Annotated in this window: 20 protein-coding genes; 10 read left to right on the forward strand and 10 right to left on the reverse strand. The window is 67.2% G+C overall.

Features of this window, described 5'->3' with window-relative positions; genetic code table 11:
* Positions 1–16: 16 nt before the first annotated feature.
* Genes RS899_RS13790 through RS899_RS13800 form a run of 3 tightly spaced genes read right to left on the reverse strand, consistent with a single transcriptional unit; the run spans position 17 to position 4,205 of the window.
* Positions 17–2,113: a site-2 protease family protein gene (locus tag RS899_RS13790; RefSeq protein WP_315810237.1), complete on the reverse strand. Its 2,097-nt coding sequence runs from the start codon at positions 2,111–2,113 to the stop codon at positions 17–19.
* Positions 2,110–3,429 carry an efflux RND transporter periplasmic adaptor subunit gene (locus tag RS899_RS13795; RefSeq protein ID WP_315810238.1) on the reverse strand — a complete coding sequence of 440 codons (1,320 nt, stop codon included), beginning with the start codon at positions 3,427–3,429 and terminating at the stop codon, positions 2,110–2,112. Before RS899_RS13795 ends, RS899_RS13790 begins: the two co-directional genes overlap by 4 nt.
* Positions 3,426–4,205, reverse strand: a complete 780-nt coding sequence (locus tag RS899_RS13800) for an efflux RND transporter periplasmic adaptor subunit (RefSeq protein WP_315810239.1) — start codon at positions 4,203–4,205, stop codon at positions 3,426–3,428. Before RS899_RS13800 ends, RS899_RS13795 begins: the two co-directional genes overlap by 4 nt.
* A 185-nt stretch (positions 4,206–4,390) precedes the next feature.
* Here RS899_RS13800 and RS899_RS13805 point away from each other — a divergent pair, with 185 nt between their 5' ends.
* Positions 4,391–5,089: a phytanoyl-CoA dioxygenase family protein gene (locus tag RS899_RS13805; RefSeq protein WP_315810437.1), complete on the forward strand. Its 699-nt coding sequence runs from the start codon at positions 4,391–4,393 to the stop codon at positions 5,087–5,089.
* A 12-nt stretch (positions 5,090–5,101) separates the two neighbouring features.
* On the opposite strand, the gene RS899_RS13810 is transcribed toward RS899_RS13805, so the two are convergent.
* Together RS899_RS13810 and RS899_RS13815 are read right to left on the reverse strand one after the other, a co-directional pair.
* The gene (locus tag RS899_RS13810) at positions 5,102–5,860 is read right to left on the reverse strand and encodes a class I SAM-dependent methyltransferase (RefSeq protein WP_315810240.1); all 759 of its coding nucleotides are present in this window, start codon (positions 5,858–5,860) and stop codon (positions 5,102–5,104) included.
* Positions 5,861–5,978: 118 nt separating this feature from the next.
* Positions 5,979–6,728, reverse strand: a complete 750-nt coding sequence (locus RS899_RS13815; RefSeq protein ID WP_315810241.1) for an SDR family NAD(P)-dependent oxidoreductase — start codon at positions 6,726–6,728, stop codon at positions 5,979–5,981.
* A 175-nt stretch (positions 6,729–6,903) separates the two neighbouring features.
* On the opposite strand from RS899_RS13815, the gene RS899_RS13820 reads away from it, so the two are divergent.
* Complete coding sequence (locus RS899_RS13820; protein ID WP_054908884.1) at positions 6,904–7,809, forward strand: LysR family transcriptional regulator; 906 nt, start codon at positions 6,904–6,906, stop codon at positions 7,807–7,809.
* A 4-nt stretch (positions 7,810–7,813) separates the two neighbouring features.
* On the opposite strand, the gene RS899_RS13825 is transcribed toward RS899_RS13820, so the two are convergent.
* Positions 7,814–8,758, reverse strand: coding sequence for a Dyp-type peroxidase (locus RS899_RS13825; protein WP_315810242.1), 945 nt, complete (start codon positions 8,756–8,758; stop codon positions 7,814–7,816).
* 406 nt (positions 8,759–9,164) lie between these two features.
* On the opposite strand from RS899_RS13825, the gene RS899_RS13830 reads away from it, so the two are divergent.
* From RS899_RS13830 to RS899_RS13865, 8 genes are all read left to right on the forward strand, one after another.
* A complete protein-coding gene (locus RS899_RS13830; protein ID WP_315810243.1) occupies positions 9,165–10,313 on the forward strand; it encodes an EAL domain-containing protein in 1,149 nt (382 codons plus the stop codon).
* Positions 10,314–10,387: 74 nt separating this feature from the next.
* Positions 10,388–11,014, forward strand: coding sequence for a response regulator transcription factor (locus RS899_RS13835; protein WP_054908882.1), 627 nt, complete (start codon positions 10,388–10,390; stop codon positions 11,012–11,014).
* A gap of 4 nt (positions 11,015–11,018) precedes the next feature.
* Positions 11,019–14,633 (forward strand): transporter substrate-binding domain-containing protein, encoded by a 3,615-nt coding sequence (locus tag RS899_RS13840; RefSeq protein WP_315810244.1) that lies wholly within the window; start codon positions 11,019–11,021, stop codon positions 14,631–14,633.
* A gap of 168 nt (positions 14,634–14,801) precedes the next feature.
* Complete coding sequence (locus tag RS899_RS13845) at positions 14,802–16,031, forward strand: EAL domain-containing response regulator (protein WP_315810245.1); 1,230 nt, start codon at positions 14,802–14,804, stop codon at positions 16,029–16,031.
* 11 nt (positions 16,032–16,042) lie between these two features.
* Positions 16,043–16,453 carry a hypothetical protein gene (locus tag RS899_RS13850; RefSeq protein ID WP_315810246.1) on the forward strand — a complete coding sequence of 137 codons (411 nt, stop codon included), beginning with the start codon at positions 16,043–16,045 and terminating at the stop codon, positions 16,451–16,453.
* A gap of 119 nt (positions 16,454–16,572) precedes the next feature.
* A complete protein-coding gene (locus RS899_RS13855; RefSeq protein ID WP_054908879.1) occupies positions 16,573–16,986 on the forward strand; it encodes a DUF4398 domain-containing protein in 414 nt (137 codons plus the stop codon).
* Positions 16,987–16,994: 8 nt separating this feature from the next.
* Entirely contained in the window at positions 16,995–17,768 is a 774-nt protein-coding gene (locus RS899_RS13860) for an OmpA family protein (protein WP_409978064.1), read from the forward strand.
* A 554-nt stretch (positions 17,769–18,322) separates the two neighbouring features.
* On the forward strand, positions 18,323–18,730 hold the full coding sequence (locus RS899_RS13865; protein ID WP_315810247.1) for a BRO-N domain-containing protein: 408 nt from the start codon (positions 18,323–18,325) through the stop codon (positions 18,728–18,730).
* Positions 18,731–18,767: 37 nt separating this feature from the next.
* On the opposite strand, the gene RS899_RS13870 is transcribed toward RS899_RS13865, so the two are convergent.
* From RS899_RS13870 to RS899_RS13885, 4 genes are all read right to left on the reverse strand, one after another.
* Positions 18,768–19,781, reverse strand: coding sequence for a fimbrial protein (locus RS899_RS13870; RefSeq protein WP_315810248.1), 1,014 nt, complete (start codon positions 19,779–19,781; stop codon positions 18,768–18,770).
* Positions 19,778–20,512 carry a molecular chaperone gene (locus tag RS899_RS13875; protein WP_315810249.1) on the reverse strand — a complete coding sequence of 245 codons (735 nt, stop codon included), beginning with the start codon at positions 20,510–20,512 and terminating at the stop codon, positions 19,778–19,780. The genes RS899_RS13870 and RS899_RS13875 overlap by 4 nt, the downstream gene beginning before the upstream one ends.
* Positions 20,513–20,553: 41 nt before the next feature.
* A complete protein-coding gene (locus RS899_RS13880; RefSeq protein WP_315810250.1) occupies positions 20,554–22,995 on the reverse strand; it encodes a fimbria/pilus outer membrane usher protein in 2,442 nt (813 codons plus the stop codon).
* An 86-nt stretch (positions 22,996–23,081) separates the two neighbouring features.
* Complete coding sequence (locus RS899_RS13885) at positions 23,082–23,615, reverse strand: fimbrial protein (RefSeq protein WP_054908874.1); 534 nt, start codon at positions 23,613–23,615, stop codon at positions 23,082–23,084.
* Positions 23,616–23,687 lie beyond the last annotated feature (72 nt).

Genomic DNA, 23,687 nt, shown 5'->3' on the forward strand with positions numbered 1-23,687 from the left:
GAGAAAAGGCGCCGCTTCAGAATCCGCTCTCCCGCACACCCAGAGCCGCCAGGCGCCGCCAGGCTAACCCCAGGATCGACTGGCCACTGCCCTTCAGCACGACCATGCCGCGCTGTGGTTGCGCCAGTTGCCAGGGCTCTTCGATCGGGCTCAGGCGCACGCCGTATTGGCCCTGGACCGGTTCGGCGCGGTGCTGGGCATCGCGGCGCACGGCAATCGGACCATGGTGGTCGGAGCTCAGCGCCTCCAGATCGACGAACAGCGTACCGTTGGCGTCCACCTCGTCCAGTTTCACCGGCAGCGCCGGGCGCGCCGGGTCGTCGGCGATGAAGCGCCCTTGCGTGCCACTCTGTACGCGCCACAGATCGGCTTCGGCCAGATAACCGCGCAGGCGCAATCCGGGCTCCACCACCCGCACCAGCACGTCGGCTGGTTTCAGCCAACGGCCCTGGCTCAGGTCCGGCAGCAGGTCGCGCACCACTCCGGCATGTGGCGCGCGCAATTGCAGACGCTGGCGCTGGGCGGCAAGGCCCCGGTACTGGGCAACCGATTCGGCGAGCCGCTGCTCGAGAATGCCGACATCGGAGGCCGTCTCGCTGCGTCCGGCCTGGCGGCGCAACTGCAATTGCAGCAGGTCGATCTCGCGGCGCACGATCAGTTGCTTGGCGTCCAGGTCCGGCGAAATCAGCTCCAGCAGCAGTTCGCCCTGTTCCACCGCCTGCCCATCGTGCACCAGCACCCGTCCGACCTGCGCGGCCAGCGGCGCATGCAACGCCGCGGCACGCATCGCCTCCAGCATGGCCGGCACCTCCACGGAGCCACGCCAGGGAACCGCCAGCAGCGCCATTGCGGCGAGCAATGCGAGCCCGAGCCCGACGACCTTGTGCGGCGCCGCCTGTTCGCGGCGCTGCCACCATTCGCGCAGCTCCCGCCAGATCGGCAGGCCGATGAACCAGACCAGCTCCACCAGCATCAGGAAGATGCCCAGCAGCTTGAAGAACAGGTGGTAGACCGCCAGGGCGATGCCGAAGAACAGCACGGCGCGCCAGATCCACGAGCCGTAGCCCCAGATCAGCAGGCGCCGGCGCAAGGTCGGCGGCCAGGGTTCGGGCATCGGCTCGCCATAGCCGAACAGGGCTTCGCGCAGCCGCCAGCGGCACAGCGCGAACGCCCGCGCCTGGAGGTTCTCCACGCCCAGCAGGTCGGTGAGCAGGAAGTAGCCGTCGAAGCGCATGAACGGATTGAGGTTCACCAGCACGGTGGTGATCCAGGTCGCGCTGGCGAGCATGAACGCCGAGGTGCGCAGCGGCCCGTCCGGCAGCAGCGACCAGGCCAGCAGCGCGAGTACCGCCAGCACCAGTTCGGCGAGCACGCCACCAGCGCCGATCAACAGCCGCGAACGACGGTCACTGACCCGCCAGGCATCGCTGACATCGGTGTAGAACATCGGCAACATCACCATGAAGGCCAGCCCCATGCTCTGCACCCGGCAACCGGCTCGCTTGGCCATGAAGGCGTGGCCGAACTCGTGGCAGAGCTTGGCAAAGGTCAGCGCCACGCCGAAAGCCAGCGCCCCGCCCAGGCTGAACAGGTGCGGAAAGGTCGCCAGGAAGCGCTCCCAGTCGCGCGCCACCAGGAAGGCACCGAGGGCGAAGGTCAGCGGCAAGCCCCAGCGCAGCATCCACGGGCCGTGGCGGCGCAGTACCGGCCAAGCGCGATTGAGGAAGGCGTCCGGGCGCCATAGCGGAATGCGGAAGAACAGGTACTGGTGCAGCACTTTCTGCCAGAGGCTGTGCCGCTGCAATGCAGCTTTTTGCCCATAGCTGGCGCGTTGTTCGGCGTCGACGGCGGCGATCAGGTCATGCCCACGCAGGAAGCGCAGGAAGTCTTCCAGCTCCTGCTCTCCCAGGGCTTCGCCAGCTTCCGCATTGGCCGCCCCCAGCACCCGCTGCGGGTCACCGAGGGTCCAGTGGCGCAGCAGACGCACGGCAGCGCCACCGAGTTTGAAGTAGCGTCCGCGCAGCGGGTCGGCCAGCGTCCATTGCGGCGCACCGTCGAGCCCCGGCGCCGCCGGCGACAACTGCAGGTCCGGGCGCAGCGCCGGCAGCATCACAGCCCCAGACTCTGGCGCGCGGCAACCAGTGGCCGGCGCAACAGGTAATAGGCCAGCGGCGCGCGATCACCATACAGCTTGGCGGTGCCGCGCAGGCCGATGCGCGGAGGCGCTTCCTCGAAGGCGGCGTCCAGCCGGTACGCCAGTTGCCCGGCGGCGGTGGTCTGGGCCTCGTAGGCCGCGCGCTCCAGGCGAGCGACATGGCGGCGCAGCGGGTCGCTGTCGAGCAAAAGCACGGCTTCGGAGCCGGGTTCGAGGGCAATGGCGTCGCCCACCGCCAGGTCGATACGCAGCTCAGCCTGGCGAGGATCGGCCAGCTCCATCAGGCGCTCGCCGGTCTGCACCGGTTTGCCGGTCCAGCGCTCGGCGTCGGCGAATACCGCGATGCCGTCGCGTGGCGCCCGCACCTCGGCGCGCGCCAGCAGGTCGCGGGCGTAGTCGCGCTCGGCGCGCTTCTGTTCCACTCGCGCCGCCAGCAGATCGACCCTGGCGCCTGATTCGGCGTCGGAAAAGGCGCGTTGCGAGTTGGCCTTGAGTTCGGCCTCGGCCACGCCGAGGGAGCGCTCGGCTACGTCCGCCTGCGCCTGCAGCGTGGTGGCGTCGAAACGCACCAGCAGGTCGCCGGCCTTGACCGTCTGGTTGGGCTTGACCAGCACCTGCTGGATCACTCCGTCCAGCGGTGCGGCGATGACCTGGCCGTCCAGCGGGACGACCTCAGCCGGCGCCAGTACCGACTGGCGCACGGGTACGAGCAGCAACAGGCACAGCCCGGCGGCGATCATCGACAACTTCTTCTTCGGCCAACGCGCTCGCCAGGGCTTGCGCGGCTGCAGGGCTTTCCAGGCGTGGGCGTAGGCATCGCCCAGTTGCACCAGCAGCGCCTGCTCCGCTTCGCTCCACGGTTGCTCGCGAGCCAGCCAGAGGCCGCCAAAGACAGCCCCCTGCTGGTCCGCCAGCGGCAGCCAGAAGACGTCTCCGGCGGAGAGCGCCTGCCAATCAGCCTGCTGCTGCGCACCCAGGGCCTGGAAGTCGACGCGCTGCGGCTTGTCCAGGGCGCCGAGCCTCTGCAGTTGGGCGCAGGCCTGCTCGACGAAGGCGACGAAGGGCGCATTGGGTTCGACGACGCTGATGCCGGTCAGCGCCTGCACCTTGCCCGCGATCAGCAGCGCCGCGTGGCGGTAGCCGAACAGTGCCTGCCCATCGTTGACGATGTGGTAAGCCAGTTGCTCGACGGTTCCTGCTGCGCGGGCCTGGCGCTCCAGCTCGAGGAACTGGGCGAAGAGCCGCTCGGCCAGGCCGACCTGCGGTGCGTTCATGGCGTCTCCGCGAAGCGTGCCGTCCCGCTCATGCCGGCCAGCAGGCCCTTGGTCTCGGCCGGCAGGGTGGCGATCAGCGGCAGCATCTGGCTGCCCTCGTCGATCCGCGCACCCAGGCGCTTAACCTCGGCCTGCAGCGGCTCGCCGGTTTCATCGGGAACGAAGGTGAAGGACTGCCCCGCCTTGAGCCTTGCGACCCAGCGCGAGGGCACCAGCAGGCGGATTTCCAGGCTGCGGTTGTCGACGATTTCCAGCAGCGGCGCACCACCACTGACGCTTTCGAAAGGCTGCGCCTTGCGCTGCACGACCTGGCCGTCGAAGGGCGCGGTGAGCGCACAGCGGCGCACCTGGACCTGGTAGACCTGGGCCTGGGCCTGGGCTTCGGCAAGCTTGGCCTCGGCCAGCGCGACCTCGAAGCGCCCTACCGAGTTGAGCGCCGCCAACTGGCGGTTGTGCGCCAGTTGCTCGCTGGCCGCCTTGGCACCGGCCTGCGCGGCGTTCAGTTGAGCCTGATACGCGGAGCAATCGAAACGGACCAGCACGTCGCCCTTGCGGAAGGATTGCCCCTCGGCGAAGGGCATCTCCAGGATGCGCCCGGCCAGCTCGCTGGACAGCATCGCCTGATCGCGCGCGCGCAGGATGCCCCGTACATCGCCGGCCCCGCTGGACGTCGACGGGCTCGACAGCAGCGGGTCGTCCTGGCCGGGCTGCGCCGCGTGGGCTGCTCCGAACGCGCACAACGACAACCCCAAACCTAGCCAAATCCCTTTATGCATAGTGGTCTCCCCGGCAGATCGCGGGAGTCTACGGTACTCCGCAAGCGCCGGATATTGGCCGTAGCAGAAATCCTTCGTACGCTAGGCAGCCGGCCAGCACCGATAAAATGCCGGCGGCAAGCAGCAGACGCTCTGGACTGGCCCTTGGGGCCGCGATCATGGACGAGAGGGGAATGGACCAAGCCATGCTGGATCAGGCACAACTTCACCGGGAGGGCTACGCGCTGCTGCGCCAGGTGATCCCGCACGCGATGCTCGAGGAGCTGCGTGCGGCTTTCGAGGCCAATGTCCTGCCATCGGATCAATGGCCGGTGCCCCGCGGAATGGATTGGCGCCATGCGCAGATGGACCTGGAGCCGGCCGTGCAGGCGGCGTGTCGCCTGCCGCAACTGCTGTCGGCAGCGGGCATGCTGATCGGCGAGCGTTTTTTCCTCGCTCAGGTCGAAGGGCGCGAGCCCTTGCCCGGCGGCGGTCATCAACAGCTGCATCGCGATCTGTCGGCCCGGCGTCCGGGCGACATGGTAAGCGCCCTTGCCTTTCTCGATGACTTCGCTCAGGGAAATGGCGCCACCCGGATCGTTCCCCGCAGCCATCGGCCGACTCCCGCAGCACCGCCGCTCGACTTCCTGGACGAGTCCGCTGCCGTGCATCTGAGCGGGCGGGCCGGTGACATCCTGGTCTTCGACGTCGACCTGGTGCACGCGGGCAGCCTGAACATCAACGGTGCCCGCCGCCGCACGATCCTGATCAGCTACCGTGCGGAACTCCTCCACGCAGCGCATCTGGAGACGCTGGCCTTGCGCAATGTCCGTATGGACACCAGCGAGCGCTTCGATCCCGCAATCGCCGGACAAAACGCTGCCAGGCCTTGCGCCAACCGATGAGTGACGGGGATTTCACACCCGTCCAATCCTCATGTTGATCGGCCATCTGACCGCAAGCCGCGCGGCAGGGTCGCCCCAGCGCTCGGCCAGGTCGGCGGCGAAATGCTGCAGCAGGTCTTCGCGCCCGGCTTCCCGGGCGCTGCGCACTGCCGACCAGGTGGAGACGTAGCCGAGGAACTCGTCGAGGGTCCATTCCAGGCGGATGGCGATCTCCGGCCCCGGAAACTCGGCGAAGGGGAAATCGAGGGTCGCGTAGCCGCTGTCCACCAGCTTGCGCTCGGCGGGCCAGTAGGGGCCGATCTCCTGCCAGTAGAAAGTCTCGAAGCGCTTGCCCGGATCGCCGTCCAGGTGCAGCACGCCGTAGCTGATCAGCGCCAGGACCGCGTCGGGCTCGGCGATTCGCCGGACCTCGGCGTAGAACTTCGGCAGGTCGAACCAGTGCGCGGCCTGTGCCGCCGTGATCAGGCTGGCGCTGCGGTCGGCCAGCGGGAGTTCTTCGGCCTGGGCGCAGGCGTAGCTCAGGTTCGCGCGAGGGGCGGCATGGGCAATCTGCTCCGCACTGGGATCGAAGCCGACGACCGAGCTGAAATGCTCGGCCAATTGCCGGGTCAGCTGGCCGCTACCGCAACCCACGTCGACTGCCAGCGACCGGTCGGGAGCCAGCGAGGCCAGGCAGGAGGCAAGCTCCGCCGGGTACTCGGGGCGGAAGCGCGCGTAGGCCTGGCCGCCCTGGTCGAACCAGTTGCGCAGGTCGGTTGACGTGTCATTCATGGCTGGCGGCTCCTCTCTTGAAAACTGGCTTGCCGCGACTGTATAGGGCAAACGGGCCAGCACACCAGAGCCACCCAGGCCGCGGCAGGACGCACGCCCTGCCCGGCCCATGGCATGGTCAGACCTGTGCCATGCCACCATCGACGAACAACTCGATGCCGTTGATGAAGCTGGCCGACTCCGAGGCCAGGAAGGCCACTGCCTTGCCAATCTCGCGAGGTTCGCCCAGCCGGCCCAGCGGTACCCGGCTGGCCAACGCATCGAACAGGCCCTGGCGCGCTTCCTCGGGCACCAGGTCGCCGAGGCCGGGAGTACGGACCGGGCCGGGGCTGACGACATTGACGCGAATGCCCCGGTCCTTCAGATCCAGCGCCCAGGAGCGGGCGAAGTTGCGCACGGCGGCCTTGCTCGCGCTGTACACGCTGAAGTTGGCAGTGCCCTGGATCGAAGTGGTGGACGAGGTGAGGATCACCGACGCGCCATCGACCAGCAGCGGCAATGCCTTCTGCACGGTGAACAGCACGCCGCGCACATTGGTGCCGAAGATTCGGTCGAAGTGTTCCTCGGTGATCGCGCCCAGCGGGAGCATGTCGCCGCCGCCCGCGTTGGCAAAGAGGATATCCAGCCGGCCGGCAGTTTTTGCGATCTGCGCGTACACCGCATCGAGATCGGCGAGCACCGAGGCGTCGGCACGGATGGCCGTGGCGGCCGGGCCGATGGCTTCAACGGCGGCGTCCAGTTCGGCCTGGCGGCGGCCGGTGATGAAGACGCGGGCACCTTGCGCGGCGAGTTCCTGTGCGGCGCCGAGGCCGATGCCGGTGCTGCCGCCGGTGACCAGTGCAACTTTACCAGTGAGGGACTTGTTCATGATGAGCTCCTGAGCCTTGCGAGTTGAGGGTTCTGCCTCCTGGCCGGCATCTGGCGCGGCTTTGCGGTGAGGCATGGCGCTACTCTAGGGCCCGGCAATTGATGGAAAAAGCGCATACAATGGAATGACTATCCATACCCATGGATAATCAGGCGATCCCCTTAGAGGAACTCCCATGGACCAACTCCAGGCCATCCGTGCCTTCGCCCGCGTGGTGGAAGCCGGCAACTTCACCCGCGCCGCCGACTCGCTGGACATGCCCAACGCCACCCTCAGCAAGCTGGTGCAGGAGCTGGAGGCGCACCTGGGCGTCCGCCTGCTGCAGCGCACCACAAGGCGCGTCACGGTGACGCCCGAAGGCCAGGACTACTACGCCAAGGCCAGCCGCGTATTGCGTGACCTGGAAGACATCGACTCGTCCTTCAACATTGCCCGCAGCAAGCCACGCGGCCATCTGCGCATCGATGTCGGCGGCTCGACCGCGCGGGACGTACTGATACCGCTGCTGCCGGACTTCCTGGCGCGCTACCCGGATATTCGCATCGACCTGGGCGTGTCCGACCGCTCGGTGGACCTGATCGGCGACAACGTCGACTGCGTGATCCGCGGCGGCGCGCTGGACGCCTCGTCACTGGTGGCGCGCGGCATCGGCCAGGCGACCATGGTCACCTGCGCCTCGCCCGAGTACCTGCGCCACAACGGCATCCCCGCTTACCCCGAGGAACTGCGCAACGGCCACCGGCTGGTCAGCTACCTGTCACCGCAGAACGGTCGCGCGGTGCCCTTCCGCTTCGAGCGTGACGGCGAACGCAGCGAGCTGAAGATCGAGCACCGCATCGGCGTCAATGAAAGCAACGCGCACCTGGCGGCCTGCGTCGCCGGCCTGGGCATCATCCAGACTTTCTCCTACGCCGCCGGTGCCGCCCTGCGCGACGGCACGCTGGTGGAAATCCTCGCGGACTGGCGCCCACCGCCCTACCCCTTCCACGTCGTCTACCCGCAGAACCGCTACGTCACTCACCGCTTGCGGGTGTTCATCGACTGGCTGGTGGAGTGCTTCCCGCCACGGGTTGCCGCTTGAGCGCTCAGGGCGCCCTGTCTGCCAGCGCTTCGAGCAGGTCGGCCGAGGGCACGAAGAACAGGCTGCCCGTCACCGCCTTGCTGTAGTCCAGCAGGCGATCGTAGTTGCCGGCCGGGCGGCCGATGAACATGTTCTCCAGCATTTCCTCCACCGGTGCCGGCGAGCGGGCGTAGCCTATGAAGTAGGTGCCGAACTCCCCTGCTCCGGGCCTGCCGAACGGCATGTTGTCGCGCAGGATCTTCACTTCCTGGCCGTCCTTCTCCAGGGTGGTCAGCGAGCTGTGCGAGCAGCTCGGCTTGACGTCGTCGGCCAGTTCGATATCGGCCAGCTTGGTGCGGCCGATGATGCGCTCCTGGGTTTCAGTGGGAAGCTGGTTCCAGCCGGCCATGTCATGCAGGTACTTCTGCACCAGGACGTAGCTGCCGCCGGCGAACGCCGCGTCTTCGTCGCCGATCAGGGTGAAGTGCGGAATCTCGCGCCCTTCCGGGTTCTCGGTGCCGTCGACGAAACCGATGATGCTGCGCATGTCGAAGTAGCGGAAGCCCTGGACTTCATCGACCACCGTGACCGCCTCGCCCAGGCGCGCGACCAGTTGCGACGCCAGCTCGAAACAGAGGTCCATCTGCTCGGCGCGGATGTGCAGCAACAGATCGCCCGGCGTGGAGACGGCGACCCGCTCGCCTGTGCCGATCTGGCGGAAGGCATGCAGGGACGCCGGACGCGGGGCGCCGAACAGTGCATCCCAGGCCGCCGAACCGAAGCCCACCACACAGGACAGGTTGCCCGCCGGCACGCGCTTGCCGACCGAGCGCACCAGCGCCGCCACGTCCTCGCAGAGGGCTCGAACCGGGCTCCAGTCCTTCCCCGGCGTCAACGTCGCAACGAGGAAGATCGCGCTGCGGGTGATCGGGCTGTCGACTGTCTGGGGTACGGGGGATTCGTTGAGCATGGTTTCCATTCGCCGCCATCGGGGTTGAGAGGATGGGCTATCAAAGCAGGTCGCCTACCGCGCTGACAATGCGGGCGCGCATGACAACGGGCCGTTCAATCGAGCCAGCTCTTCGAGACAGCCAATGCGCCGCTACGCCCTGGCGCATCGCTGCCCGCTTGATGCCGAAAACGAGCAGTCCGGACCATCGCCTCAAGGCCCCGTCATGTCCGGATAGCCACCCCGTGAATGCGCGGCACGGGTGGCACCGCGTGGCAGCCGCCCCCAGTCAGCATGTATGACTGCCAGCCTCCGAACGAGGCCCATCAGTAGGAAACGTCCTACAAGCCACTAGGAATAAGCCTCGCAATCGCCCGGGAATATCTTCAGACAATGACCTGGCCTGGAATGGAGCCGCAGAAGAGCCATGAAGAATTACCCCAACGTCCTGATCCTCGAAGCCGATGAGCGCCGCCGTTGCCAGATCGCCGATGCACTGGAGGTACTCGGCGTCACCCAGGTGCTGCAGGCGGGCTCCGCGGAAATGGCCCTGGCCTTGCTGCGCACTACGCCGGGAGTCGGTATCGGGATTTGCGGGCTGGGCTCCGGGCAACTGGAAGCCCTGGCGCTGGCCGGGCATGAAGGGCGCCTGGGCGCCCTGGTGCTGATGGGCGACAGCGGCGAACTGCATCGCCAGGCGCGGCGCCTGAGCCAGGTGGGGCGCCTGCCGATTCTCGGCTGCCTGGACCTGCCCGTGCGCGGTCACGAGCTGGAGGGGATTCTCACCCGCTACCCTGCCCCGCCTCGCGCCTGCTCCGTACTGCCGGCCGAGAACGAAGTGCGCCGGGCCCTGGCCGCCGGCGAGTTCCAGGCGCGCTTGCAACCGATCATCGAGTTGCCCGGCGGCCAGCCACGAGCGCTGGAACTGGGCGTCGCCTGGGCGCGCGAGGGGAAGGCTGCGCTGCCCGCCGCCGAATTCATCCCGGCGATGGTCGCCTACGACCTCATCGACGAACTGTTCGAGCGCCTGCTGGACCAGGGGCTGGCGTGCCTGACGGAGCTCGGCCCGAGCCGCACACCGCTGCGCCTGGCGATCAACCTGCAGGCCTCCCAGCTGGACGACCCGAAGTTCGTCGAACGCCTGCTGAAGAAGCTCGACCACTACACAGTGCCGCCGGAGCGGATGATCTTCGAGCTGGGGGAGAACGGCCTGCTCGACCTGTCCGGTATCGCCGTGCAACAACTCAACCGCCTGCGCGCGCTGGGCTGCGGCCTGAGCGTGGACCAGTTCGGCTCCGGCTTCTCCTCCCTGCAGCTACTCTGTCGGCGGCCCTTCCAGCAGCTGAAGCTCGCGCCCCAGTTTGCCCGCGAGCTGGACAATCCTTCCGGTCATGCACTGGTCACCAGCACCCTCGCGCTGGCCCGCTCGCTGAACATGCAGGTGGTCGTCGGCGGCGTCAGCAAGGCCCGGCAGCACGAGGCACTGCTGGAGCTGGGCTGCCCGCAGGCGCAAGGGCCGTACTACGCCCCCGCCATGGACTGCGCGAGCGTCCGGGAATGGCTGAAACCCTATTGAGGAAAGGCCGATAACGCCTAACCTGAACCTGAGCGGCGCCCGGCGCCCCCATCGAGCATGTGCAAGAGGTGACAATGTCCAGAGTACTGGTCGTGGATGACCATCCCTTCATTCGTGCCGGCGTGAAGCTGGTCCTGAGCCAGGAAGGTTTCGACATCGTGGGCGAAACCGACAACGGCGCGGATGCGGTACAGATGGCGCGCGAAATGTTGCCCAACCTGATCGTCCTGGACATCGCCATCCCGCGCCTGGATGGCCTGGAAGTGATCGGCCGGCTCAACGGCTCCGCCTCGGCGATCAAGGTGCTGGTGCTGACCTCGCAGTCCGCCGAGTACTTCTCCCATCGCTGCATGAAGGCCGGCGCCTCCGGCTTCGTCTCCAAGACCGGCGACCTCAGCGAACTGGCCAAGGCGGCGAAGGCGCTGATGGACGGCTACACCTACTTCCCGAGCATCTCGGTGAGTTCGGTGCGGCGTACCGACATGGACGCCAGTGAATCGGACCGCATCGCCCTGCTCTCCGATCGCGAGCTGCTGATCCTCCAGCAACTGGCGCGCGGCTTCACCAACAAGGAAATCGGCGACGCCATGCTGCTCAGCAACAAGACCATCAGCACCTACAAGTCGCGGATGATCGAGAAGCTCAACGTCAAGACGCTGGTCGACCTCACCGATCTCGCGCGGCGCAACGGCCTGGTCTGAGTCGATGGCATTGCTCTCCCTGCTCCAGCGCCTGCGCACACCGCTCCTGGTCGGCTGCCTGCTGGCCGTCGTCTTCCCCACGGCGCACGGCCAGGACCTGCGCCTGTTCGGCCGTTCGACAGCAGACGGCTACCAGGCCGAGCTCAACGAGGACGACTGGCGCTGGCTGCGCCAGCAGCGCGTACTGCGCCTGGGCATCTCGATCCCCGAATACCCGCCGCTGGATATCCTGAGCAACGACCGCGACTACGAGGGCATCACCGCCGACTACGCCGCGCTGCTCGGCGACCTGCTCAATGTGCGCATCGAGCTGCAGGCCTTCGATGAGCGCAAGGAGGCGCTGGACGCGCTCAAGGAACACCGCATCGACCTCCTGGCCAGCGCCAACGAATACGACAGCGCCGATGGCGTGGCGCTCTCCGCCCCCTACACGACCGACCAACCCGTGCTCGCATCGCGGCTGGGCGATCACCGTGCGCTGGATCCGGAACTCAAGGACCTGCGCGTGGCGATGGCCTACCACTATCTCTCCGAAGACACGGTCCACGAGCACTATCCCGATGCGCAACTGCAGCTCTACCCTTCGACGCTCGCGGCCATGGGCGCCGTCGCCTTCGGCCAGGCCGACGTCTACCTGGGCGATGCCATCGCCAGCAATTACCTGATCAACCGCAGCTACCTGAACAACATGCACCTGGTGAACTTCGCGCGCATCGACGCCGCGCCGTTCGCCTTCGCCCTCGCGCCTGACCGGGAGCGCCTGCTGCGAATCGTCAATGCGGCCCTGGAAGCGACTCCCGAACGCGAGCGCATGGTCATCCTGCAACGCTGGGACGCCGACGAGATCAACATCCCCGGCGGCGCGCTGCAACTGACCGACGCCGAGCAGCGCTGGATCGAACAACACCCGGAAGTCCGCGTCGTCATCAACGAGAACTTCCTGCCGTTCACCTTCCTCGACGACCAGGGACGCCTGCGCGGCGTCAGTGCCGACGTGCTGGAGAAAGTCAGCCAGCGCACCGGCCTGCACTTCAAGGTCACGCGAGCCGGGCCGGTACAGGACATGGTGGCGCGGGTCGCCAGCGGCGAGGCGGACATGCTCGCGGCGTTCACCCCCAGCGTGGAGCGCGAGGGCGAACTGAGCTTCACCCGCCCCTACTTCACCACCTCCTTCGTCCTGGTCAGCCGGGACAACAGCGACCAGCCGCCAACACTGGACGACCTGAACGGCAAGACCCTGGCCCTGATCCGTGGCAACTACCTGCGCGAGTACCTCACCCGGCATTTCCCCGGCATCAGGATCGTCGACGCCGCCAACGCCTCCGAGGCGATGGAAATGGTCGCCCGTGGCCGCACCGATGCCGCGGTGAACTCGCTGATCGGCGCACGCTACCTGATCAGCCGACACTACCAGGGCGTGCTGCGCATCACCTCGACGGTCGGCCGCACGCCGGCGCAGGTCGCCTTCGCCACGGGGCGCGGCGCACTGGAGCTGCAGGCCATCCTCGACAAGGCGCTGCTGAGCATCCCGCCCTCGGAGATGGCGGCGCTCACCCGTCGCTGGCGCGGCGAAGTGGTGGTCGCCGACAGCTACTGGAGCCGCTACGGCACGCTGATCATCCAGGGCTTCGCCATCGCCGGCGTTGCCCTGGGCCTGACCCTCGCCTGGGTCTACTGGCTGCGCCGGCAGATTCGCCGCCGCGAGGAAGCCGAGCGGGCATTGAGCGACCAGATGGAGTTCATGCGCGTGCTGATCGACGGTACGCCCCACCCCATCTATGTGCGCGACCGCCAGGGACGCCTGGTGTCCTGCAACTCCATTTACCTGGAGATGCTCGGCCTGCGCCTGGAAGACGTGCTCGGCCGCAAAGTCACCGACGGTGCACTGGCCTCCTCCGCCGAAGCACTCGAATACGGCGCCAACTACGAGCGGGTAATGGCCAGCGGCGAACCCGACGTGGGCGACCGGCGCCTGACCCTGCCCGGTGGCGAAGTGCTGACCATCTACCACTGGGTACTGCCTTATCGCGGCGGCGACGGCGCGGTGGAAGGCATGATCGGCGGCTGGATGAACATCAGCGAGCGCCAGCGCCTGCTCGACGCCCAGCAGGAAGCGCGAGACGCGGCGGAAAGCGCGAACCGCGCCAAGACCACCTTCCTGGCGACCATGAGCCACGAAATCCGCACCCCGATGAACGCCATCATCGGCATGCTCGAACTGGCGCAGAAGAAGTCCGACCAGGGCATCATCGACCGCTTCGCCCTGGACGTCGCCGCCAACTCCGCACGCGGCCTGCTCGACCTGATCGGCGACATCCTCGACATCGCCCGCATCGAGTCGGGCAAGCTCAGCCTCAACCCCGAACGCGCCAACCTGCGCAGCCTCAGCGAATCCACCCTGCGCGTCTTCGAGGGCCTGGCGCGGCAGAAACGCATCGGCCTGGAGCTCGAATGCTCGGGCGACACGGCGACGGATGTACAGGTCGACCCGCTACGCTTCCGCCAGGTGCTGTCCAACCTGATCGGCAATGCCATCAAGTTCACCGAGCAGGGCGAGGTGCGCGTCGTCTATCGTGCCGAGGCGCAGGGCGACCAGCTGTTCGCCCGCATCGAGATCATCGACAGCGGCCAGGGCATCGCCGCCGAAGACCTGCCCCGACTGTTCAAGCCTTTCTCCCAGGCCGGCAACAACCAGGTCTCCGCGCGCAACGGCACCGGCCTCGGCCTGGCGATCAGCCGCACCCTGTGCGAGATGATGGGCGGCACCCTGGAGCTTTCCAGCGAACTGGGTCGCGGAACGCGGGTGGTGATCGAGCTGCATCTTCCACGCCTGGAAAGCGCCACGTCCGGCCCCCTGCCGATGGTGGAAGTCCCCAGCAGCAATGGGCCGTCCCTCAACGTGCTGGTGGTCGACGACTACCCCGCCAACCGCCTGCTGATGGCGCAGCAACTGGGCTTCCTCGGCCACAGCGTGCGTGACGCCGAGGACGGCGCCCACGGGCTGCGCGCCTGGCGCCAGGGCAACTTCGACGTGGTGATCACCGACTGCAACATGCCCATTCTCAACGGCTACGACCTCACCCGCGCGATCCGCCAGCAGGAGCAGGAACAGCGCCGGCCGCCCTGCGTCATCCTCGGATTCACCGCCAACGCCCTGCCCGAAGAGCGCCAGCGCTGCCGGGATGCCGGCATGGACGACTGCCTGTTCAAGCCGATCACCCTGGAAGACGTGCGCCGCCAGCTGGCCGGCATCGTTCCCCGGCAACGCCAGCAAAGCGCCAGCGCCACCTTCGACCTGCCCTACCTGCAGCAACTGACACGGGGCGACAGCGCGGCGCTGCGCGGCCTGCTGGGCGACCTCGCCCGCAGCATCGACGAAGACCGCGAACGCCTCGCCGGGCTGCCCGACGACACGGACGCCCACCAACTGGCCGACCTTGCCCATCGGGTCAAGGGCGGTGCCCGGATGGCGCGGGCCACGCCCTTGCTGCAAGCCTGCGAGCGGCTGGAGGCAGTCTGCCGCGGCGATGTGGCAGCCAGCGAGCGACCCGCCGCCATCGAGGAAGTCCGCGAAGCGCTGGACGACCTCGCCGAGGAGCTCAGCATTCAACTGGCTTGAGCCATTCCACCGGAGGGCCAGCGCTGCGGCGTAAGCCGTGGCGCCGGTGCCTGGACGGCACTCCGAGGCGCAGGAAACGTCCTACAAGCTCAACGGAAACTGCCTCGATATCTCCTGCGACCAGCCCCGCAAAATTCGGCCATCTTCCCTCCCTCCTGGAGCTGGCCCATGCGTCCGCTTACCGCCCTGAACCTGCAGGACCCCAGCCTTCACCGCACCATTGCCACTGCCTCGCTGCAGCGGCTCGGCTATGCCACCACCCTGGAAATGTCCAACGACGGGCTGGCACTGCGCCAACTGCGCGAAATCGGCGGGGTGCATCTGTTGCTGTGCGATCTGCGTGTCGACCCGGCAGCCCGGCTGGACTTCCTCCAGGCGGTCGCGTGCGAGCACCTGGCGCGGGGTGTCGCCGTCATCGGCGAACTGGCCCCTGGCACCTGGCCGGCGCTGGCCCGCCTGCTGCGCCTGCAAGGGCTGCAGGTACTGCGCCTGGGCGCCGGCCCGATCACTGCGGAGCGCCTGACGACAGCACTCGAAGGCTTCGCTGCGCAAGGCATCGACACACCGGCCCTGCCCTCGCTGCGGGAGTACCCCAGCGATCAGGAGGTGATCGGCGGCCTGGCCCGCGACGAGATACGCGCCGCCCTGCAACCGAAGATCTCGGTCAGCACCGGCGGCATCAGCGGCTTCGAGGTGCTCGCCCGCTGGCAACGCGCTGACGACGACATCGTGCTGCCCGGCCGCTTCCTGCCGGCGCTTCGCCGCAACGGCCTGCTCGACGCCCTGCTCTTCACCCTGATCGACCAGGCAGTGTGCGCCCTTCAGGCCTACGGCGACCGGCACTTCCACCTCGCCTTCAACCTGGAGCCCGCGCAACTGGCCCAGCCGGGTTTCGCCGCGCAGGTCGCCCACCGCCTGCTGCGCCTGGGCGTCGACCCGCGGCGCATCACCTTCGAACTGACCGAAACGGGCGCACTGCAGATGCCGGCGATCAGCCTGGACAACCTGCTGCGCCTGCGCCTGCTCGGCTGCGGCCTGGCCATCGACGATTTCGGCAGCGGTCAATCCACGCTGGAGCGCCTGGTCGAACTGCCCTTCACCGAAATGAAACTGGACGCCCGCTTCCTCACCGAACTGGACGAAGACCCACGCCGCAGCTCGGTGCTCGCCAGCGCCCTGGCCCTCGGCCGTGCCCTGGGGCTGCCAGTGGTGGCCGAAGGCGTGGAGAACGAGAGCCAGCTGCGCCACCTGCAGCGCCTGGGCTGCGAGCGCGCCCAGGGGCACTACTTCTGCAAACCGGTCATGGGCCATGCGCTGGCCCGGCTGCTGCGCCGGGAAGGGCTCGACAGCGTCATCCCGCCGGGCAGCCAACCGGGCGTCCGCCTGGGTAGCCACTGAGGAACCCGGCAATGGCCAACAAGCAACTGCGCATCCTCATCGCCGACAGCCGCCACACCCAATCACTGCTGGTGGAGCGCCTGCTCAACCGGCTGGGTTACCACCGCATCGCCACGGCCTCGTCGCTGGATGAAGCACGCATTCTCGGGCGCTGTACCGGCCGCCCCTTCAACGTGCTGATCATCAGCGGGCGCCTCATCGTCAGCGAGCCGCTCGACGGCACGGCGCTGGCCGGGGTCAGCCTCAACGGGCTGATCTACCAGAGCCAGTACCTGCCGCAAGGCTTCGACCCACTGACCGTCGACGGCGTCGCCACACGCCTGGCCGGGCCGCTTGAGCTCGCCCAGCTGGGCGCGTTCATGGCGCAGGTCGATCCGCAGGCGGCGTACCCCCGCGAGCGGAGTCTGGCGCTGCATCCCTGATTGCGGCCCGCCGGCGCGGGCCCTTCCCCAGTGCCGCGAGCACCGCCACCCGGCGGGGCTCGCCCGTGCACGAACGCCGCGCAACGACGCGGCTCTCTGACAAGACCTTGGAGTGACAAATGAGCAGAAAGACTCTGGGCGAATACGCCTCGATGAGTGCCGTGCTGGTGTTGATGCTGGGCTCGCTCAGCGCCTGTTCCAGCGTGCCGATGCCTGAAGAGCAGGTGCAACTGTCGCGCAACGCGGTGAACCGTGCCGTTGCCGCGGACGCCACCCGGTACGCCCCGGTGGAAATGAAGATGGCCCAGGACAAGCTGTTCGGCATGGAGCGCGCCCTGGGCGAGAAGCGCTACGAACAGGCGCGCCTGATCGCCCAGCAGGCTGAGGCCGACGCCGTCCTCGCCGAACGCAAGGCCCAGGCCGGCAAGGCGCAGCAGACGCTCGCCGCCGGCCGCAACGGCATCCAGGTGCTGCGCCAGGAAATGCTCCAGGCGCCGGACGCCCCGCAGACCGCCCCCACCCAGCAGCCGTGAGACCGACCATGCCGATGAAACACTTCCTTCCCGCCCTGTCGCTCCTCGCCCTGGCCCTCGCCGGCTGCAGCGCCACGCCGGAAAATCCCTCGCTGGTGGCCGCGCGCACCCAGTTCGAAACCCTGCAGAAACAGCCCGACGCCAGCCGTCTCGCCGCCCTGGAAACCCGCGACGCCTTCAGCGCCCTGGCCAAGGCCGAGACGCTGTCGAACCAGAACCGCAAGGACCCGGCCATCGACCAGGCGGCTTACCTGGCATCGAGCAAGATCGCCGTGGCCGAGCAGACCATCCTGCTGCGCCAGGCCGAAACCGGCATACAGGGCCTGGACGCCGAGCGCACCCGCGCGCGCCTGGACGTGCGCACCGCGCAACTCAAGGCCCTGCAGGCGCTGAACGCCAAGCCGAGCGATCGCGGCACTGTGGTCACCTTCGGTGACGTGCTGTTCGATACCGGCAAGGCCGAACTGCGCTCCGGCAGCGTGCGCAACCTGCAGCAGCTGGCGGACTTCCTGCGCGACAACCCGGAACGCCGCGTACGCGTGGAAGGCTTCACCGATTCGGTGGGCGGCGATGACTACAACCAGCAACTGTCCGAGCGCCGCGCGCAGTCGGTAGCCTTCGCCCTGCAGCGCCTGGGCGTGGCGCCGGATCGCACGATCAGCGCCGGCTACGGCAAGGAGTACCCGGTGGCGAGCAACGCCAGCGCGGAAAGCCGGCAGATGAACCGCCGTGTGGAGGTGATCATTTCCCAGGGCAGCTCGGCGGTTCCGCCGCGCCGCTGACCCGACTGCCCATGGTGCGGCGCCCGCCGCGCCATGGGCTTCTGGCTTGCCCCCGCGAAACGCCGACACGCCGATCAGCCGAATCCCACACGCCAACGCCGTTGCTGCTTACCCTAACTACCCCCTAGGGTGTTCCCCGGCGCCGGAATGAAGTCAGCCAGACTGTTCGGGAAAGCCAGGAAGATCTCTGCTCTGTCGGGAGGGGGCGAATACAACACCCGCAAGGGGAATAAGCCCGGCCAATTGCTTGGGGTTTCTCAACTCCCGACTCCATCAGCTGTCTTCCTACACGAAACCACGCAGTCTCAATCAGCAAGATCCCACCCACGAACGCCACTGCTGCTTACCCGCCCTTCTCCCAAGCTGTCGTCCCGGCGCCTGAGAAACGCCTGATCACCCAACGGCCAAACCGCTCCCGAAAGACAAGCGGCTTTTCATGACCCGACAGAGGTAATGGATATGCCCGACCTTCCGCGTTCGAACCCGCCATTTCGGCAGATGCCGAAGTCCTGATCCCCAGCCTGTTCACCCGCCACAAGCGCCAGCTGCGCGCGTTGCTGCTGGATGACGAACCGTGGTTCGCCCTTGGCGATCTCGCCCGGCTGATCAACCACGTGCTGGTTCCCGAACGGGTACAGCGCAATCTGGACGAAGACCCGTTGCAACGGGTCTGGATGCGCAACAGCCACGGTGGCTTCGATCAGGAGCATCTGGTCAGCGAGTCCGGCCTGTATGCCGTGCTGATCTTCTACTACCACCCGGAAAACCGCAGCCTGCGCCAGTGGATCAACCGGCAGGTGATCCCGCGTCTGCGCGAGCAGGATGGCACGCTGCGCCCCTTGCGCGAAACCCTGCACTGGAACGAGCGGGAACTGGACGTGCTGCACTGGCAAGGCATGACCTGGCTGAACCTGGGCGACCTGCCGGCGCTGGCGCAACGCCCGCCGCGGGCGATCGGCTGAGAGGCTCGGGGCGGCAGTGCCGCCCCGCTGCTGCATCTCAGTAGTAGACCACCTGCACCACCATGATCGCCTCGAACGGCCCGACCTTGGGGTCGCCCAGCGATACCACCGTGGCGCTGAAAGGTACGTCGATATGGCTCACATCCGCCGCGAAGTTGGCCAGCGGGAAGGGCTCGTTGATCGGCACCAGGTTGTCGTGGCGGTCACGCACCTGGATGCCGAACTGGCTGTCGCCGGCCGGCACGACGGTGTACTCGCCGTCCTGATTCGCCGTGACGAAGGTGGCGCCGATGTTGATGGCGCTGCTGCACTTCTTCTCCAGCGCCAGGCTGAAGGGTTTGCTCGGCCGCGGCGGGGAGAAACCGGTGGTGGTCTTCTGGATCACACCGAAGTCGACGGTGCCCGGCTCCGGCGTCACGGTGACGTCCACCGTGCAGGCGGTGCCGACGATGTTCTGCAGGCCCGAGAGCTGGAAACGGAAGTTGCCGAACGGGTTGCTGGGCCCACCGTTGAGGCCGTACAGGCCGTCGAACTGGAACACGTCATAGGTGTCCTGCGAGGGCCGCTGCAACGGCAGCAGGCCGCGCTTGCGGATCACCACCTGGAAGGCAATGGTCGGCTGCACTTCCGAGCAGCTCATGTCGCCATTGCCTGCCGCCTGAGGGCAGCCGCGCGAGATGAAACCGCTGTTCACGCCCTGGGTCGGGTTGGCGCTCCAGTCACCGTCCCAGGCAGTCTGCTGCTTGTACACCAGGCCAAACTCGATGCCCCAGCCGGTGGCGTCGAGCCCCGCCGGGTTGCCGTAGAAGTAGATCGGATCATCCTCGGCATAGTGGATGTCGTAGACCTTCCAGCACTTGGCCGGCACCACGTGGGTCTTCGAGCGCCAGATGATGGTGCCGTCGGGCACCGTATCCGGCACCGAGACCGGGCCGATGTACTCGCTCAGGTAATTGCTGCCATCCATCGCCTTGCAGATCATCGCCCAGGACGTCTGCGACAGGCTCAGCAACAGCGCGGCCAGGCACAGCCTGATCCAGCGACGGTTCATGGATTCTCTGCCTTGCAGGCACTGGCCGTGCAGGTGAACAGCGTGTCGGTCTGGCCGCCGAAATCGTTCATGTTGGAAACCCGCAGCGTGGTGAAACCGGTCTGGCTCAGGGAGAAGCGTGCGCTGCCACGGGGATCGATCATCACGGTGTCGATCGGCAGCTTGGCCTTCTCCGGCCCCGCGAGCAGGCCGACCACGGTGATGTGGAACGGCGTCGGGTTGCTCACCAGCAGCTGCTTGCCTTCGATCTTCAGTTCCAGCCCGCGCGCCAGGTCCTGGCCGCGTTCGCGCTTCACCGATGCCGGGCGGTAGAACAGCTTGATCTTCGATTGCAGGGCGATCTGCATGGAGTTGACCGCCTCGCTCTTGGGCGGAATTTCCCGCACGTTGAGGTAGAACACCGCTTCGCGATTCGCCGGCAGGGTCGTCTCCGGCAGCTTGACGATGCGCAGCACGCTGCGCTCGTTGGCCTCGATGCGCTGCAGCGGCGGCAGGACCATGAACGGCGTGGTGATCTTCTTGCCCTGCGCGTCCTCGATCCAGGACTGCACCACGAAGGGCAGTTGCGGGTTCTTGTTGGTCAGGGTGACGCTGACCGCCTGCGCGCCTTCCTCGAAGATGACGCGGGTGCGGTCCGGAACCACCGCGGCCTGGGCCAGCAGCGGAGCCAGCAGGACGGCCAGCAGGCCGCCGCGGAAGATCGGGTGACGCGGGATGAAGGTGTGGAACATGGAGGATTCTCCAGACAAGGTGATCGGGAATGGCCGTCTGCCTATCGGCACGGCAACGGTTTGGCGACGTTGGTCACGGCAGCCTCTGTGGGCAGCTCGGCCAGGGTGCAACTGCCGGTATCCCCCCAACGGGCGACCAGCTCCGCCCCAGCCTTGGCTCCCAGCAGGTAGGCCACACCTTCTTCCCCCACGATGCCCACTTCCCGGTGGGTCTGTTTGTCCTGTACCGAGGCGCCGAAAGGCACCGCTTTGCCGTTGGCCTGGGTCAGCGCGACATAGGCGTTGCGGCCACGGCCCGCGGCGAAGTTGACGTAGCCGATGGCGCCCTCGGTCAGCGCCAGGCGCTGCACGGGGTTGCTCACGTCGACATCCAGCGGCAGCTGTTCCATGTTCACGCGGGCCTCGTAGGCCTGGAACGACGGCAGGCCGTCCATCACCGCGTAGCCGCGCGCGTTGGAACGCGCCTGCCCGCTGAAGGCCACGTCGGGCACGCCGTCGGTGGAAACCAGCAGCCGCGTGTCGCCCTTGGAGCCGTTGCCGTGAGCGGCGATGCCATGGCGCGTGGCGACCAGGGAGCTGTCGATCTCGCCGGTATACGAGCGGTAGGTGCTGCCATCGGTGGTGGCAGACGCGTTGGCCCGGTAGGTCGAGCCGCGTCTGGCGACGTAGGCGTTGGCGTATTTGTTGTCGCCCACGCCGCCATACAGCTGGTAGCTCAGGCCGTCGCCAACGTCCTGGCTGAAGCCGACGCTGGTGGAGGTAGCGCCGGAACTCGAACGCTGCACGTTGCTCGACAGCAGCGAACTGCCGCCCAGGGGAATGCTCACCCCCAGGTAGATCTGCGAGTCGTTGTGCTGCGCGTTCTTCGTCTGGTACGCGGACAGGTTGACGTTGATGTTCTTGACCTTGCCGGCGGCGAAACTGCGCGCCAGGGACAGCCCGAAGCGGTCGGTCGGCGCCACGTCCCAGTAGGTCGAGTGGTCGTAGGAAAGGCTCGTCGACAGCCAGGAGAAACGCTTGGCGAGCATCACCGAGTAGCGCTGCTTGCCGGCGTTCAGCGAGTAGGAATCGGGGTCGCCGACGAACTGCGAGAAGTTGGTGAAGGTGCGGTCGGAGAAGCGGTAGCCGAGGAAACGCAGGTCGGTGCCGATGGCATCGAAGCGCTTGGAGTAGTTCAGGCGGTAGGAGTTGCCCACCACCTTCTGGCCGTTCCACGGCAGGGTTGCGCGGGAGTTGGTGACGTCCCCGGACAGCGCACCGAAGGCGCCGAGGTCCTTGCCCACGCCCACGGCGCTGGACAGGTAGTCCTGCGCCACCAGCAGGCCGCCATACAGGGTCATGTTCCAGGGCAGGCCGTAGGCCAGTTCCGAGGCAACGAAGTTCGGCTCCCGGCCGCCGTTGCCGGTCAGGCGCGGCTGGCCGGCCGACACCTTGTAGCGCAGCTCGCCCTCGCGGGAGAGGAAAGGTACGGCGGCGGTGTTGACGGTGAAGGTCTGCTCGCTGCCGTCCTCCTCGCGCACCGTCACGTCCAGAGTGCCCTGCACGCTGCTGTTGAGGTCCTGGATGCTGAAGGCACCCGGCGTCACGGTGGTCGAGTAGAGCACGCGGCCCTGCTGGGAAACCGTGACCGTCGCGTTGGTCCGCGCCAGGCCGCTGATCAGCGGCGCATAGCCGCGCAGGTTGGGCGGCAGCATGCGGTCATCGCTGCTCAGGCTGACGCCGCGCAGGGCGAAAGTGTCGAAGACGTCCGAGTTCAGGTAGTCCTCGCCCACCGACAGTTTGGAGCGGATCGAGGGCAGCGCGCGGTAGGCATACAGGCGGTTGAGCTGGAAGCCCTGGTTGTCCATGCCGCTGTCCTGGCTGCCGCTTTCCTGCTGCGCCTGGTAGTCGGCGCGAAGACGCCAGGCGTCGATGTTCAGGCCGGCGGTGCCGTAGCTCTGCAACAGCGTCGAATCGCCGGTAGCGTCGGTCTCGCGGTGGTTGGCGATGACCCGATAATCCAGCAGCGCACCGTCGAGCCCGTTGCTCCAGGCCGCCGGCGGGATGTAGCTGGGGTCGTCGTATTCGAGCGAAGCCTGGGGCAGGCTGATGGTCAGCCGGCCGAGGTTCTGCTGGTACTTGACCGTGGCGTTGTCGATGCCGCCCAGGTCGACGCACTGCCCGCCCGCCAGGCGTGGCAGGGTTTTCAGCAGCTCGGGCTTGAGGCCGAACATGGCCACCAGGTCTTCGGGCAGGCAGGCGAAGCTGCCCTGGCCGTCCGCGCTCAGGCGGAATTCGATGGAGCGGGTGCCGAAGTAGCGCTGGTTGACGGCGATATCCAGCAGGTAACTGCCCGGCTCGGTGTACTGGGCGCGGGCGAACTTCTCCAGGCTGACGCCCTCGTTGTCATCGATGTTGAGGAATTCCGAGTTGAATTCCACCGCAGCCGAATAGCGTGCGCAGGAGATCAGCACGCAAGACAGAAGAAGTTTGCGACGACACACGAAAGCCACCTGTTGATCCGGAAAGAGACAAACAAGAAAAAAGGGGCTCGCGCCCCTTTTTCTTACAACCAGCCGAAAGGGGCGGATCAGTTGTAAGCGACGGTGAAGTTGGCGACGGAGTCGGCTTCACCGGTGGTGACGGTCGCGGCAGTCGCTTCGTACATGGCAGCGAAGGTCACGGTGTTGTTGCCGTCCTGCAGAACGACCGGAGCGACCTGCTCCTTGCCGTTTTCCAGCATTTCGCCAGCGCTGGCCTGCAGGCGGATGCCGACGTTCTGGGCCAGGCCGGTGGTGGCGAAGAGAGCCGGTACGGCCGGGTCCTGCACGCCGCTGAAGGTGAAGCGGGCGTTCTGCTGGGTGGTGGTGTCGCAATCGGTCAGGACGATGTCGAACTTGGTCGGGGTCGAACGATCGCCGACGGCCTTGAAGCTGTTGGCCGGAACCTGGCCCAGGGAAACGGTCTGGTCCAGAGACTTGGCATCGATACCGCAGGCGCCGGAAACGATTTCACCGATGAAGCGAACGGTGCCCGGGTTGCCACTGGCCGGGGTGGCGGCGTTGGCGAAGGTGGTCAGGCCCATGACGACGGAAGCGGCGGTAACAGCGACGAACTTTTTCATTGAATACATCTCGATGGATAATTGTTTAGGTGAGCCAGTCGCCCTGCGTCCCTTGCTCATTGCCCGCCCCAT

The organism is Pseudomonas sp. C9-3 (assembly GCF_032392015.1).
GTDB classification, from domain to species: Bacteria; Pseudomonadota; Gammaproteobacteria; order Pseudomonadales; family Pseudomonadaceae; genus Pseudomonas; species Pseudomonas nitroreducens.

Bases quoted from the DNA above. Each gene is read 5' to 3' on its own strand.
- RS899_RS13820 (WP_054908884.1), top strand. From the start codon at position 6,904: ATGGACCAACTCCAGGCCATCCGTGCCTTCGCCCGCGTGGTGGAAGCC.
- RS899_RS13815 (WP_315810241.1), bottom strand. From the start codon at position 6,728: ATGAACAAGTCCCTCACTGGTAAAGTTGCACTGGTCACCGGCGGCAGC.
- RS899_RS13805 (WP_315810437.1), top strand. From the start codon at position 4,391: ATGCTGGATCAGGCACAACTTCACCGGGAGGGCTACGCGCTGCTGCGC.
- RS899_RS13795 (WP_315810238.1), bottom strand. From the start codon at position 3,429: ATGAACGCACCGCAGGTCGGCCTGGCCGAGCGGCTCTTCGCCCAGTTC.
- RS899_RS13845 (WP_315810245.1), top strand. From the start codon at position 14,802: ATGCGTCCGCTTACCGCCCTGAACCTGCAGGACCCCAGCCTTCACCGC.
- RS899_RS13855 (WP_054908879.1), top strand. From the start codon at position 16,573: ATGAGCAGAAAGACTCTGGGCGAATACGCCTCGATGAGTGCCGTGCTG.
- RS899_RS13875 (WP_315810249.1), bottom strand. From the start codon at position 20,512: ATGTTCCACACCTTCATCCCGCGTCACCCGATCTTCCGCGGCGGCCTG.
- RS899_RS13800 (WP_315810239.1), bottom strand. From the start codon at position 4,205: ATGCATAAAGGGATTTGGCTAGGTTTGGGGTTGTCGTTGTGCGCGTTC.
- RS899_RS13825 (WP_315810242.1), bottom strand. From the start codon at position 8,758: ATGCTCAACGAATCCCCCGTACCCCAGACAGTCGACAGCCCGATCACC.
- RS899_RS13885 (WP_054908874.1), bottom strand. From the start codon at position 23,615: ATGAAAAAGTTCGTCGCTGTTACCGCCGCTTCCGTCGTCATGGGCCTG.
- RS899_RS13840 (WP_315810244.1), top strand. From the start codon at position 11,019: ATGGCATTGCTCTCCCTGCTCCAGCGCCTGCGCACACCGCTCCTGGTC.
- RS899_RS13850 (WP_315810246.1), top strand. From the start codon at position 16,043: ATGGCCAACAAGCAACTGCGCATCCTCATCGCCGACAGCCGCCACACC.
- RS899_RS13810 (WP_315810240.1), bottom strand. From the start codon at position 5,860: ATGAATGACACGTCAACCGACCTGCGCAACTGGTTCGACCAGGGCGGC.
- RS899_RS13835 (WP_054908882.1), top strand. From the start codon at position 10,388: ATGTCCAGAGTACTGGTCGTGGATGACCATCCCTTCATTCGTGCCGGC.
- RS899_RS13870 (WP_315810248.1), bottom strand. From the start codon at position 19,781: ATGAACCGTCGCTGGATCAGGCTGTGCCTGGCCGCGCTGTTGCTGAGC.
- RS899_RS13830 (WP_315810243.1), top strand. From the start codon at position 9,165: ATGAAGAATTACCCCAACGTCCTGATCCTCGAAGCCGATGAGCGCCGC.
- RS899_RS13860 (WP_409978064.1), top strand. From the start codon at position 16,995: ATGCCGATGAAACACTTCCTTCCCGCCCTGTCGCTCCTCGCCCTGGCC.